This is a genomic window from Dactylosporangium darangshiense, from assembly GCF_039537565.1.
Lineage (GTDB): Bacteria > Actinomycetota > Actinomycetes > Mycobacteriales > Micromonosporaceae > Dactylosporangium > Dactylosporangium darangshiense.
In genome coordinates this window covers 1-15,316 of record NZ_BAABAT010000074.1, presented here as the reverse complement: position 1 = coordinate 15,316, position 15,316 = coordinate 1, and the positions used below count along the sequence as shown (strand labels likewise).

Sequence of the window (15,316 nt, the reverse complement as noted above, 5' to 3'; positions counted from 1 at the left end):
ATGTCCCCGCCCCCGTCCCGTGCTTCGCTGCTACGACCGTCGCGCGGGAAATGTTCGGACACTCGCCCAGTGCCGAGCGGCCAAGATCTGGTGGTATTACGCCCACCAATCGGTCGCAGCGTCGGACTCCACCGGCGACGCCGGCTCGGCCGCATCGCCGACGCCCGCCGCCCTGCCCGGCAACACCGAACCCGCACCCATATGCGCATACGGCAATGGCGGCCGAACAGTCGATACCCTCGCCTGCCCGCCCACCGCAGCAACGCCGGCATGCTGTCGGGCACCAGCCGCCGTTACCGTCGTTGCCGGGTTGAGGCCGCGGCGGCCGGGGGGCAGCCGCCGATAGCGGTTGCCGGTGCGGGACTGCTGCGGCGTGTACGTCAGCTCGTTGACCGCACTCGGGACGGGCCGCTCCGCATTGGGATCGGCGAGTGCTTCCTGGACCCAGATGGTGACCGCGCGCTGATCGCGCGTGCTGGCCAGCCGCACGCCTGGCGCGGCGGACGGTTCGCTGCCTCGGCTGTGCATCCGTACCTTCACCGTGTCCTGGTCCAGCCCTCGATCGGCCAGTCGGCGGCGGATCTTCGACACCATGAAGTTGTGGACGGCCCGCGCCCGCGCTGTGCCCATCGCTCCCGGCTGTGCCTCGCCGCCTCGCCCACCCGGGCTGCCGCCCTCGATGTGTACCTCGGTCTGTCCCCGGTCCGCGACGACCTCGATGATGATCTTGTCAACCAGGTTGGCCAGCCGGTCTGACGAGGCCCTCGAGAATCGCGTGGATCCTGCAGCGAACGGGACCAGCTCGGGTGCGGGTAGCTGGTGATGGGGTGTAAGCCGCCAGGCCCGAAGACCCGTCAACGCCTTCTCCAGCTGGGCGACGGTTGTCGCCTCGGCCGAGCCGGCCGCCTGCTGCCGCTCGCGCAGCCGCTCGGACAGCACATTGACGATGCGCATCCGGAGCAGATGAGCCCGGGGACGGTCAGCGACCAGGCCCACCAGCGCGTCGGTCAGCGCCTGTGGCACGCTCGGTAGCAGTTGCAGCGCCGCGACCGTGTCCCGCACCGTCGCGGCCCGCTGCGGCGTGATCCGGTAGGCGGATCGGGCCTTCACATCGGCGAACACCGCACGGGACTGGTCTGCGATCTCCCGGAACGCGCTGCGCACTGCCTCCCTCGACGCGTAGTCGTTCATGACATGGTTGTGATACGGGCGGAAATCGCGCAGCTCCAACAGCACCAGCGGCACACCGTCGGCGCTGTCCAGTTCGTCGTAACCCGGGTTCATCCCGAGACCACGAACCTGGTCGACGCGGGTCGCCGGAGACGCGATCAGCGCGTTGTCCAGATAGCTCCCTACATTCCCGCCCGCGATCGCGGGTTCATCCCAGAACCGCACGTCGCTGAGATTGCGCAACCCTTCCGGGCCGAACTTATCGCGAAGGCCAGGCCACCGTTGCAGATACACCTCGAGAAGCTGTTGGTGGATCGTGTCCGCGTGGAGTTCGAGATGGTCACGAATGTTTGCCGGGAGGGCTTTCCGGATGTTCGCCAGGGGATTTCGGGCCGCCGCCAGCAGGTAGTTCTTCACGAGTCCCTTCCCGCTACTGAACTCCCAGTTCAGCCGGGCGGCGATGTTCGTGTAGGTCAGCGCGGCGAACCCGGCCAACGCGGCGACGTCATTGTCGATGGCGGCAGATATATCGACCATCCCGGCGTCAATTCCGACGTAGTCGGCCGCGACCTGTGCGCCGAAGGTCAGTCCATCCAGCAACAACAGCCGCTCGGCTTCGGATGGGCTGCGGTCCTGATCCGTCAACCATTGCAGGAAGGAGTACAGCCCGCTGACCGGTACCCCGGTGGTGTACTGAAGCCACCGCACGAGCGGATCCGTCCACGTCGGCGGCACCGGCGTCAGCGTGAGCTCCCCCGCCCACGGGACGAGATACTCGAATCCCTCCGATTCGGGCAGCACGTCGCGCAACCGGACCGCACCGCGGATGCTACCCAGCCGGTCCCAGACCTCCTCGAGCGTGGAGAACACGTCGGACTCCGACACACTGCCGGTCTCTCCATCCAGAATCCCCGCCGGTGCGGTCACGATCTCCGGCACGAAATAGGCCTTCAACGTCCCGGTGCTGCCCGGCGGCGCATCCACGTCCAGCCGGTACACACCGCGATCGTCCGTTTCGAAGAAGTCCTGCTCGTCCAGCTTGATCTTGACGCCGCGGTACGCCACGATCCCCAGACTTTCGGCAGTCGTCAACAAACGGTCGCGGCTGATCGGCCCGATCGAGTCAGGGTCGGCCGGGAGGGACCCGACGAAGTACGCGGCGATCTCCTCTTCGGACTCCAGACCGACTTTCCCCAGCAGCTCAACGTCGTCGGTCGCCACCGGATGAGAACCCTCGACCGCGAACGGGATTCGGCCGGTCTGGATGAACCGCAACCGCTGCGGATGCGGCGGCAACAGCGACTGGCCGTCCAGGACCACCACACCGGCCTGGTCCACCACCGCCCGGCCGCCGGGCCGGCCATCCAGAATCAGTGCGCCGTTCTCGTTCCACCCCGCGGCAAACACGCTGCCGGTCTGCCCGTCCAGGATCACCGCACCGTCCTCGTCCCGCACCGCGACGAACACATGCGAGACGCGATCGGCCTGATTGACCACGAGCATGCCACGGGCACCGGCCGGTGCATCCTCCAACGCCCGGACAACCGTCTGGTAATCCGGCACCGACAGCAGCGGCCGACCCGCGGCGAAGTTCACCAGATGCTGCTCCGGCGACAGATCTGACGCACCCGCTTGATGCGGCTCGCCCGACTCCAGGAACATGTCCACCGCGATGGCCGCCAACAGACAATTCTTCGAGAGCAGCGGATTCCCGCCATGCAATGGATTCACCTGAGACAGCAACGACAAATACCGCGCGGCAGCGGAGTCGAGTCGGGCCAGGCCCGAGGCGGCAGGGCCCGAACCACCGGAACGCTGCGGCAGCACGGAGGCGGCCGGGTCGGGGGCCGGCGGGCGCGCGCTCCCCGATTCAGTCGGCTGGCCCGCGACCCGTGCCTGCAGCCGTTTGAGCTTGTGTCGTGCCGCCGCGTCACGCCAACCAGCGCCGTGGCGGAACTGGAACCAGCTCATCGAGTCGTTGGCCGTGATTTCTCTGATGGCGCTGTCCGGGACGTCGGACGCGGATCCCGTGCCCCAGGTGGCGCGGAAATAGCCCAGGCCGATGTCGAGGTTGCGCAGGTTGGCGTCGGTCGTCTCGTTCTGCGGTAGGCGCAGGTGCTCGCGCCACAGTTTGACCCGTAGGTCGGCGACGAGTGAGGCCGAGCCTCCCGGGTGCACGATTGCCGCGGCAAGTTCGCTCTCGTCGCCGTCCATGGAACGATCCCAAGTGTTGGCCGAGCCGATGGATACGAATTCGTCATCGATCAGAAAGAGCTTGGAATGGACCCAGGTGTTCTGCAGATGGAACAACGCGAAGTTCCGCCGCTGGGCGACCGTCAGTTTGTTAAGGATCATTGCCCGAATCTCGGGTGACATGCCTGGAGTCGCAAACGCCCCCCCGCGCGGCAGGCCGGTCCCCCGCGTCAGCAACACCACCTTGACGCCTCGCGCAACTGCACTGGCGATCGCCGGGAAGAGCACCCGGTGCGAGATGAGGAGGTGCTCCCCGAGGAGGTTCGGGTTGAGGACCTGGTCCTCGACGTAGATATAGCGCCTGGCCGCTGCGATCGCCGTGAGCAGGCCGACGGCGATCTCGACGATGCCCTTCTTCGGCAGCGTGTCCCAATCGAGCCGCAGGGAGTCACCCAGGGGGGTGACCCGGTGCGGAGCGTAGCTGCGCCAGATCCGGATCCCGGCATCCACGTGCGACCCGGCCGGCGGGTTCGCCGGAAGCGGTGCAGGCGCCGGGTGCAGCTGCTCGGGCCTGGGTTCGACGGTGGGGTTGAACAGCTGCCGCGCGCCGTTGAGCCAGTACTCCCGATTCGGCAGCGTCTCGGTCTCACGCCAGCGGGTCCAGAAGTTGTCGAGCACTGCGTGCGCGGCGCCGCCCTGCAGCTGCACGCCGGCGTCGTGCCAGTAGTTGGTCTCGGGAGCCCCCGCATGCCGCTCGTGCGCGAATGCCCGCGGCACGTAATCGAGTCCCCCAACGAACGCATGCAGCTCCTTGGTAGCCGCACTGTAGGCGATCGTGGCCTTCTCATGCCGCGTATCGAGCCCGCCACCCCAGTCCACGAGCACCCGATTGGCGAGCGGCGAAAACCCGCGTACGGGGCCCCGCAGCGTCCGTACCGAGTCAATATTGGCGTACACGGTCGGCCTCAACGCTGCACCGTACGGCCACCGCCAGAAGTCCGACCGCCAGAGCGGCTTCTCGAACGGGCTCAGGGAATGCCGCGGAACCGCGATGATCACTCGCACATCCACCCCGGCCTCGGCCAGCTGCCGGAGCCGTTCACCCAGCGTTGGTTCATCGGGCCCTCCACGCAATTGGGTTGCCGCGTGGAAGTTCCACGAGGTGATGTACAGGCGATCGCCCGGACCGCGCATCGTGTCGAGCACGTCGGCAATCGCGCCGAAGAAGGCGACACCATCGACATGGGTGGTGACCACGGTGTCGGCACGGTGTCGGACACCCAGCGAGGGACCCTCCGGAAAATACTTGCCCTCGAGCTCATCCAGGGTGGCGCTCACAGCCCCAGGACCGCGGCTGTGGGCGGCGTCCACGACCTCTGCCGCCGCGTTCGTCGCCGGCGGGCCGCTCGGTCCAGCTCCTTCGCTGGACAAGGAAACGCCGGTGCGCACCTCCCCGTGCGGCGCGCCGCCGCGCCTGCGGACCTGCACAGGGTGACCCGGCTGCCCCGGCGATCGGACTGCCAGCGCCTCGGCCAGCCACTCCGCTACCCGAGTGGCCTCGTCAACGCCGGAACGGTCCAGAACAAAGGCTGTGATCCGCAGGCCGAACGACTCCGACAGCGACCGGTCGACGCTCAACGCCGGCGCGACACCATCTTGGTAGAGCAAGGCCGCACGTTCCATCAACGAATCGTAGTAATGGACCGAAAGCTTCCCGAGGACCTTGTCGACCACCTCGGGCGAGGGCAGCTCGGGAAGGTGTCCGGCTGGGATGGCGTCATCGGCTGCCCTGTACAGCTCGCGCCTGAGATCGGGCGAGACCAACTCGGTCAGTCCCGCCGGGTGCAGCACCCACCAGCCGGCCCGGCGTAGCAGCTGAACCGTCGCATGCATCAGCACCAACTCGCTGCTCGGCTCCCCATCCGGGGAACCGTAGAGCCGATAGAACGGGACGCTGCCGTCCACCCGTCTGAGATAGACCCCGCGCCGCTCGTTCGCCACCTCCGGTACCAGCAGCGGCTCGCCGTCAGCACCGTAGACCCGGAAGAGGTAGCTGCCGTCCGAGTGTCTGGCAACCGGCACCAAAGACATCACCGGCGACAGACCCGCCTCGACCGGCCGATATCGCACCGGAGTCCGAGCCCTCGCAACGTCCTGGACCGGCGGGAGACCCAGACCACCGACGGTGCCAGGCTCGGCAAGCGACCCCACGCTCCGCACAGCCGAGTCAACCCCGACAGGCCCGGCATCCTCACGGAACTCGACAGAACCCGGATCAGCAGACCCCGAACGACCGGAACGCTCCAGCGTCGGCCCAGGCGCCACCGTGACATGAATCCCAGGATCCGCCCCCTGCTGCGGCAGCACCGTTTCGCCGCCCTCGACGCGGCCATGGATCGGCATCACCCGGTCGGCTGGCCCCACGACTACCTCGCCCACCTCGCCGTCACCCCAGCCCGGCAACGCCACGGCATCGGCACCGCCCTTCTGCAGCACCGGCTGTCCCGGCTCGACACCGTCGGGCGCACCGCCTACCTGCAAGCCACCGGCGCCCGCAACCGTGACCTGTGCGGGCAACGCGATCCCGGCGACCGCCGCAGGGCCGCGGTCTCGCGCGGAGTGTTCCGACAGTGCCCGGGCGATGCCCAGTGCCTGCTCCACCGTGGCGAGGTCGAGCAGTGTGGACGGAAGGACGCGGCTGGTGCCTGGCCCAGACAGCGGCGCCATCGCCGACGGCGGCAGGTGCGGCGTGCGCGGGGACGGCAGTGGGCTCGTTGCGTTCGGCGCTAGCCGCTCGACTGTCGGGTCGCCAGCTGGCCCGACAAGGCTGACCCGAGTGTCAGGCGTGTTCGGAGCACCGTCATCGGTGTGCGGGCTGGCGGGATTGGCGCGTGGCTGTGGCGGGGTCATCGCCCCCCGTGGCAGCGGCGGTGTAGGCGTAGGCGGTTGTGGCGGCGTCCGGGCAGGCTCCTGGTCTGGCAACACCGACGCAGTCGGCTGCGCCCCGCCGACTGCGGTAGGTCGTGCCTCGTCCAGCGCTGGGTTGGTGGTGGTCCTGGCCTGGTCGAGGTGGGCGCTCGGGATTGGCTCAGGTGCGCGCCGGGCAGCAGGCAACGTCTGGGCCCCGTCGCCTTCCCGGGGCGGCGCTGATGGTTGAGGCGCGGTCAATGCGTGGTTCGTTGCTTGGCGGGCGGCTTCCAGGCGGCTGAGGTAATACAGCGCCCGGCCGACCTGTGCCATTTCCACCGGCCCGACAGTTCCGGCGGCCCACAGTTGGCCAACCTGGTCCCATGCCGTTGCCGGCTCGTGCTGGAACGCCTGTTCAACCTCGTTGAGCGTGGCCCCGATACGGCCGGCCTGCTCCACGCCGAGACCGCCCAGCAGCTCCCGCACCTGCCCGACCTGACCTGGAACCTCGCGCACGCGCCCTACCAGGTCGGCGACGGCCTCCCCAATTGCCGGCCACGCCTCCCGCATCGCTCCCGAAACGTCGACGCTGGCCATCCGGTGGACGTCGTCGCGCATCAACGCCACGCCGTCCGGGGTGACCTCTCGAGGCGACCGGCCCAGAAGCGTGCTCGCATGCCGCACACCACCGTCCAACGCGGCCACCAGACCAGCCTCGTTCGCGCCGCGGTAGCCCAGCGTCTCGGTGTACCGCAGCAGCCGCTGCGGCACCGCCCCCGCCAAGTCCGTGATGGTCTTCGCCCAACGCCTCAGGACATCGTCAGCCCACGTCAACGCCTCGGCCACAGCGGCGTCGACAGCCCCGACCGCGCCCTCAACCTCCGCTTCACGCACCGGCCCGGCAGCGGCCGGTTCAGGTCCCTGCCTCAGCCACCCGTCCGGTACAACGTTGCGCAGCCGCTGCTGCGCATCAGCAATGCCACGCCGCAGACCATCCTGGCGGCCCGTGGCATCCCGGTACCCCGCCCACAGCCCGAGCTCGCCCCCAGCTGCCTCAACGTCCTCCAACAGTCGCAGTGCGTCGCCGGCAACCCCGCTCGCCGCCACCGCTGCCGACCACAGCCGGCCAAGCCCGGACGACACCGCCGGCGACAGCAGCGATGCCGGCCGGTCGATCGCCTCGGCCCCCTGCTCGGCGGCCAATGCGTGGTTCGCGTCGTGGCGGGCGCCCTGCTCAACGACCGGCGCCCCGACGGACACCCGGTCGGTGGTGGGTGGTGTGGCGGCCTCAGACGATTGACGCTCGCTGGAGGTGCCGGGCAACGACCCTATTGACCACCGCAGCTGTTCATAGTACGCACTCAGCGTCGTACGGAGGCCGGATACTCCCAGCGCCGACAGCTCGTGCAACAACACTTTGACCCGGTTGTGCTCACCCGATCGAACTGCGTGATCGATGTACGCACGCAGCGCGTCATGGTCTTCAACGTGCAGCTGCATGCCGTGCTCATCCCGCAGGCCGATCGGTCGCAGCGGTCCATCGTCGCTACGCCACACCGCAGCGCGCCGCCGAGCTTCCGCACCGTCCGGGTAGGGCGCTTTCGGCGCAAGTGACCGGCCGTTGCCGCGTGACTGCGGCTCGGCCAGGATCTCGTCCAGAATCTTGTCGATGTTCAGACCCGACTGACCACCGAACCGCTGCGACAAGTGGTATTGCAGCTTGTCCCGCAGGATCTTCACCACCGCCTCGGCCCGCCGAAGGCCGGCCTGCCGACCAGCGCGGCGAGGTCGCATCAGCCGGGCGACGCCACTGCCGTTGCCACCGCCCTCGACCCGGATCCGCAAGCCCTGCTCACCGGCCCGCCATCGGCGGACAATCTCGACGGACATGTTGCGCGCCAGGTCTTGCAACTTGGGTTCGTCCGAGGTCCGGACGGTCTTCTCGCCTTCGCTGAAGTCCACCAGGTAGACGCCGTCGTCGGTGAGGTCAGGTCCGGCACCGCCCTCGTCCTCGCGCTGGAGATCATCGAAGTGTTGCGGGGGCCCACCGCTGCGGTGCTCTTCGGCACTGCGCCCACCGTCGTTGTCGCGCGCGCGGTCGGTCGTCGCAGGATCCGTCGTGCGCGCGCCGTCGGTGGTGCCGGCCACGTCCGTGGTCCGTTCGGCGCCGACGCCTGCGCGTTCGGCGATGAGCTGCCCGGCGTTGCGGGTCGCCGGGCCGTCGACCGCGGCCGACGTGCGGTCACCGGCGGTCGACGCGCCCGTCTCCTGCCCGGCACGCGCGCCGTCGTCCTGACCCGTGTGCGCTGCGGTCTCCTGGCCGGTGGGCGCGCCGGTGTCCGCGTAGGACGCCGAGTCCGCTTCTCGCTGCCCGATCGGATCGCCCGAGGTCCGGCTCACCGGATCGTCAGGATCGCCGCCGCGCTGTGCGACCGGATCACCCGAGTTCGGCGCGGCCATGGCCGGTTGGACGGCCGCTGCGGCCCGCGATGGTGCGGGGGATGGCGGCGACGGGTCGGGGAGGGTGGCGTCGCTGGCTGGCGGCTGGCCGGCAGGCTCGTGTGTGGCGGCCGGCGGTCGGTGGCCAGGGCGTGTAGGCGGGACCGTCGGGATCGTATTCGGGTCGGCGTTCAGCTGCGTCGTGCCCGTACCGACATGCGTATACGGCAGCGGCCGCGGGGAGGCCGGTGCCGGTGGGAAGTTCTTGAGCAGCGGCACGAGGTCCGACGGTATCGAGACGGTGATCTGCTGGACGGTGTCCGCGATGATCGCCCGCCGCGGTGGGTTGGCCAGATACCGCGAGGTGGCCGGCCGCAATCCGACGGACCAGCGCACGTGGAGCCGTACCTGCGTATACGACCAGCCGGTGCTCTTGTCAGTCCGGCCGAAGCTGGTACGGCTGCGCTGCTGCGCCTTGTCCTGATGCTGGGTGATGAGGTCGAGGCCGAGCAGCCCGCCCACGGCGTTGCTGCGGCCGGCGTTATCCGCTACAGCACCACCGTTCTTCGGCCAGTCCAGGTTCAGCCACGGTTGCCACGTGCTCCCAGCGGTGACAGCCGTGCTGTTCCTGACCTCGTCGGCTCGGGCATTGCCACGCCTGACCTTCACATTGTCCGTGCTCCGACCGCGATCCACGGCAACGACCTCGGCGAACAGTTCCAGGTGCGCGTCGGTGCTGAAGAACCGTCCGGGCAGCCGCACGGGCACCGGTAGACCGTCGGTCAGCAAGGCCGGCAGCCGAGCGGCCAGGAAGACCGGGTTGATGATGGAGGCCAGGAAGTCCTCCTGGTACGCGCGTGACCTCAGCCACGACGCGCCGAGCGGCGGATTGGCGACGTAGTTGTCCCACAGCGCGGTAAGTCGCTGCCATCGGCTTCCCGTGTACGGCAGCGGGGACGGCACAACCAGCCGGAACGCCAGCTTCCGTACACGGTCAAGGTCGGCGATGTTGTCGACCCGCAGGTCCGACAGTGCCCTCGGGTCGACTGGCGGACGTGTGCCGCGGATTATCTCGTGGAAAGCGCCTACGTCGCTCAGCGTTCGGATCGGCGGGTCGGTCGGCGGTTCCGAGGTGATCGGGCGGGTTGCGCCGGGAGGTCGTCCGACGGGGTGATGCAACGTTCCCGGCCGAGCGGCGGAGGCTGACGTGGGCGGATCGTCGACGTCCGTGGCGAGGTCCGGTGGCGCTGGCGTATCCAGGGGTTCCAGTAGTCGCGGGTCGTACACCACCGTCGCCGGGTCCGCGAGTTGCCGCGGGCCGACCTCCCACACCGTGGACGTTTGGGTGGCGCCGAGCGTCGCTGCGTCGACCATCGCGGCCGGCGCGGTGTCCACCCGTACTGTCGCGGACAGTGCAAGCCAGATCTTGAAGACGGCTGCACCGCCGTGGTCGGGGGTAGTGGCTACGGTGCCGGCCGTCTTCTCGGTCAGGGTGGCCAGCGAGGTTTCCCGGTTGGTCTGGGCGTACATCGTAGAGTTGTTCTGCGCCCACACGCTGTTGACCCGCCTGTTCGGGAAATTCACATACCAGAACCGTCCGACGTCGACGGTGTGCCGCCGGATGACGTTCTCCCGGTCTCGGGTCGACTCTTCCTGTGAGTCGCTCCGCATGATTTCTTGACCGTTCCTCGTCACGCCCTCGAACTGGTCCCGGACGTACTGTGCCCGCATCTCCACCGTGACGGTGCGTCTGCCCGGCAGCACCGGCAGCTGCCACGCTGTGAGGAAGGAGGCGGCGCCGACAGGCTGACGCAGCGTACTGAAAAACATCTCGAGCATCGCCGCGGTCGTATACGGCTCCGTGAGCTTGTCCAGCTCCTCCTCGAGGGCCTCACTGATCGTCGAGCCGTATCGGTCTTCGACAGACTGGACGATCTCGCTGATGAACGCGCTGATGTCAGGTGCTTCCACAACGGAGCCACCGAGGCCTTGGCTGTCGCGGACGAAGTCGGGCAGCTCGTACGCGACGGCGGTGTCGAGCGTCGTCATCAATTGCGGCGGGAGCAGACCCAGCGGCGACGCCGCGAGCGGGCTGAGACCGGCGAGCCCGACCGTGGCCACAGTCACGGTCGAGCTATTCCGGCGGCTCGACACGAACGCGTATGTCGGCACGGTCTCGACGCTGACCTCGAAGTGTCCCCTGACCTCGGCCAGCACCTGGAGGCCAATGTCCTGGTTCCCCCTAGAGGTGGTACCGCTGCTCTCCGTGTCGTGTCCGGTGATGCGCTCCCGGCGGTGCGCGTACTGAGGCTGGGGCGTCAGGGTATGTTTCGCGATCCGCTCCTCGCCCGCTGGCGCCTTCGTGGTCCCGCCGAGATCGAGCGGGAACCGCAGCCGCAACGCGAAGAGCCCGCCGCGCAGCGTCTCGCTGCCCAGACCGGCGATACTTGTGGCGCAGAGATCGTTGAACGCGGCGTAGCTGTCCGCCAGGCCGACCGTGGTCAGCTGTTCGGCCACGAACCGGAGCCTCACCCTGGCATCGGTGAACGAGCCGACCTGGCCCCGCCACACCTGCTGGGCTCTGTCGAGCAGACGGTGCGCCTGGTTGACCTCCGCGGCCAGCACGGTCTCCAGCTCGATACGGGTGGCGGCGGGCAGCTGGGTGACCCCGACTTCTTCGAATGCCCGCAGTGCGGCCTGTATCAGGCCACTGGGGCTCAGCATCAGCATCGTCGTGCGCGGGAGCCTCACCGCGGCTGTCGGTACGAACGTGAGCGGCTGCCCGGTTCCGCCGACCAGAGCGGTGGCACCCGGGGCCAGGCCGCCGCTATCGACGAGCCGTGCGACCGACCGGGGTACCCACTGCCTACCACCGTCCCAGTCGACACGTTCCTCGGTGAGGTCGCTGGGCACGAGCACCGTGTACATGCCGTCGATAGGCGGCGCCTTCACAACTTTGCGAAGCGCCGGGCCCGCGGCGTTGCTGTCGCGCCCGACTTCCGACGGGACACCAGACTCCAGGTCCACCCCGTCCTGCTCGTAAAGGTAGGAACCCGGCATGTACGGGCCGACAAGGTCCTCCAAGCCGGCGGCCACCAATGGACGGTGCCCCTCGACCTGGATGAAGAACGTGACCCCGAGGGCGAACTCGGCCGCGTCGTCCACCGACAGCCCGTGTACCCCGGAGGTCTCGAATCCACTCACCTGGCTTCGCGTCGAAACGACCCGCCCACGCACGATCGGTCTGGTCTCGACCGCCTGCAGCAATAGCCGCCGGACAGCCTCCTTCGCTGCGGAATCGGGTGGCGTCGCCGAGGAACCGCCGTGATCTCCGCCGTGGTGGCCCGACGGTTTCGGCATCGTGGCCGCCGCGACCGGTTCGACTCCGGCCCACAGACCGGTGACCGTCTGCGCAACACGGGTGAGGTCCGTATTGTGGCTGAAGAACGCATCCATCTCGGCCATCGGCAGCCAACGCCGATACGTCGGACGCCAGTCGTTCTGGGACGGCAGCACCGCCCGGATGCGGACCACGACCTCGTCGCCGGCGCGTGCGGTGAGATCCTTGCGAACCAGCCGGAACGAGTAGCCGTCGGCAGTGGCGGCACGGCTCGCGATCGCGGGAAAGTTGCTCAGTCTGAGCCGTTCCCGCACCGCGGCCAGATTCTCCGCAGCCAGCCGAGAGTCGGCCAGTTCTCGAACCACCGCGCCGCTGAACCGGGTGGCCCGGCCGTCGGCGAACGGCACCGTCCCGGGGAAATGCTCCCGCAGCAGGTTCAGGGTGATGCTCACCAGGTCCACGCCTGGATCAGTCGACAGCTCGACATCGGCCACCTGAAGGATCGGTGGCAGGAACGGCCGATACGGCATCCGCAGCTCCGGCCGGCGGTCCCTGGCCTGCTCGTCGATCGTCAGGTCCGGCAACGTCAGCCATTTCCGCGCATCGTCGCGCAGGACACGCACCTGGACGCCACCCCGAATCGCCTGCCAGTCGGAGAATGTGCCCGGCCGGTCAGAACGGGACAGCCGAATCTTCAGGTCGAACCGCAGCACCGCGGTCGGCTCGCCGGTCAAACGAACACCGGAGGATTCCGTGACGTCCACCGAAGGCCCAGGACGAACGACGACGGCATCGACCGTGGGCCAGAAGAAGAAATACGGTTCGATGTGACCCCACTTGAACACCAGGTTGAACGCCGTCAGCAGCGGCCCGGGCGGGACGTCGATGCTGTCCTCAGCCGCCTCGTCGACGCTGAATCCCGCACGGTACGTCCGCGAGGCGTCGGCCCAGGTGTAGGGGTCCATCACGACGACAGGCTGCGGATTGCTCAGCTGGAAGTGCACCTGCACCGAGGTGCTGGCCTGCCCAACGATCTGCCCGAGCTCCACCGTATACCCGTGCCCGTCGGTGCCCTCCCGCAGCCGGGTCCGCAGCACCTCGGGACGCAGCGCGGACGCAACTTGGCGGTAGGACAACGTGCCCGGCCGCACGTCGTCGCCGAGGTAATCCTCGACCGCGCGCCGGATCTGCCAAGCACCAGGCAAAACCTCGACGAACGAGGTAAACGGTAGCCGGATCTCCGTACCCGCCGGCTGAACGGGCCGGTAGTGTGCGCCAGGGTCTGCCCAAACCACCGCCGGCGGAAGCTGGCTGGCTTTGAGTTCCTTGAGCCTCATGGTGTCGCTGGCCGGATGCGGGGTGTCCGGAATCGTGGCCTCCCGGGAGACCAGCAGCCGTACACCGTCGGGAACGTAGTCCAGCGGGCGGGAACCAGCATCGTCCGTGGCACTCCGACGGCCGTCCGGCATGGTCACCTCGACCCACGGCTGAGCGGCGAACAGGTATTCGATCGACCGGTACGACGATCCCTTGATGGTGTGCTCGGCGGCGTGGGCGTCGAACGTGGTGCGGTTCTGGTCGTGTTCATGCAGGACCAGCGTCAGCAACCCCAGATACGAGGCGTCCTGGACCAACGCGATCCGGCGGTGCGGAACCTCATGGTCAAACACCCACGTGGCATTGCCGTTCACATCGACGAACTTCATATGACCGATGTCCCGGCCGTTCCGGTCCCGCCGGTTGGCAGTCACCTTCGGGCGGAACGCGATCGGATCTGAAACCTGACGCCAACCACCGAGCACAGCACCGAGCCGGACCGCGTAACCACCGATCTCCACCAGGACACCGTCGCTGACAAACTCGGTACCGGCGACGACCAACAAGTCCTCGGACAACGCCTCGTCGATCGCGGCCGCCGCATCGGCGGCGTCGCGCACCGCTTCCGGCAGGACCGCCAGGGCGGCCTCACGTAGCACCCGGCGGAATTCCGACGACACTGCGCGAACACTCTCGGTACCCAACGCCGGACGGGACCCGTCAGACGGCGTGAGATGAGGGCCCGGCGTATACCGCTCGGCCGGACGCCAGTCGCCGTCGTGCTCCGGCTCCTGCCACATCGGCGTCATCCGGGTGACCTGACGTTCAATGTCCTCGATCAGGTCCGTGAGACGAGCCGCGGCGTCCTCGACCTCGGGCTGCCGGGCCGCATCGACGCCCATGGCGGGATGCTGTCCCTCGGCTGCCATCAGCTCGGCCACCAACCACGCCACCCTGGCGGACAACGCATCCCGGGCCGCATCCATCGTCCACTGCTCGTCCGTCGCCTCGACAGGCCGGCGCCAGGCCGCCAGCTCGTCGATCCGGTTCACCCGGAACTGCAGGCCGTACGCTCGCTGCACAAGCCTCTCGAACCGTTCGTCGCGCCGTGCCGGCGTCGCCGCGCCAGCGGTCGGTTGGCGCCCAACCCTGGCGAACAACTGCCGCCACCCGTGAACCTGCAGCGCGAGGTCACGGATGTCCCGGTGCAGCCCCGCCAGGTCCTCGTCGGCGGCCTTGCCCACCTCGTCGGACCATTGCGCCAGCCGCTCCACGATCGTCTCGCGGCCGAACCTCCCCGGATACGCCGACGGATCCTCCCGCGGCAGCGTCGACAAGACCCGTTCGTCCCGCATGCCCGCCAGCCACCGGCGCAGTCGATCTCGTACCTGCGGTACCGTCTCCGCTCGCGCACGCAGCTGCATCGCCGTGCCGGTATCACCCGCCGACGTCGAATCCCTCGTCGGGTCATCGCGTGACCCACGGGATTCGGGGATGTGGGCATGTCCCGTGGGGTTTGCGGGGGCCGCCGACGGCGGAGGGCTCGCGTGGGCACCGGTTCCATTGTGTACTGGCGCGCTGTGTGCTGGCGCGCCGCCAGCCGTTCTCCCCTGCCCGGCCGGTGCGTTCGGCACTGTCGGGCTCAGCGTTGTGGGGCCAGCCGATGACTCGTCGGCCGATGGCTGGCCGGCCTCGGTCGGGGTGGTTGACGCGATTGGTGTGGTCGGGCCAGCCGGCACAGACGGATCGAAGTAGCTCGCCGCCTGCCGGCCGGCATCCGACGTTCCTGGCGCCGGTTCGGATACACCCTCCGCAACCCGGAACACCGGCTGACGGTCCGGATCAGCACCGGTCAGCCCGACCAACTCACTGCCGTCGGACACCCGAACACCCGCCGGCGCCACCAACCCAACGGTCATCGGCAGGAACTTCACCGCCACCACCGACCCC

Annotated in this window: 1 protein-coding gene; it reads right to left on the bottom strand. The window is 68.6% G+C overall.

Going from position 1 to position 15,316, the window contains the following annotated elements:
- Nucleotides 1-96 precede the first annotated feature (96 nt).
- Nucleotides 97-14,790, bottom strand: coding sequence for a phospholipase D-like domain-containing protein (locus ABD901_RS54545; protein WP_345143272.1), 14,694 nt, complete (start codon nucleotides 14,788-14,790; stop codon nucleotides 97-99).
- Nucleotides 14,791-15,316 lie beyond the last annotated feature (526 nt).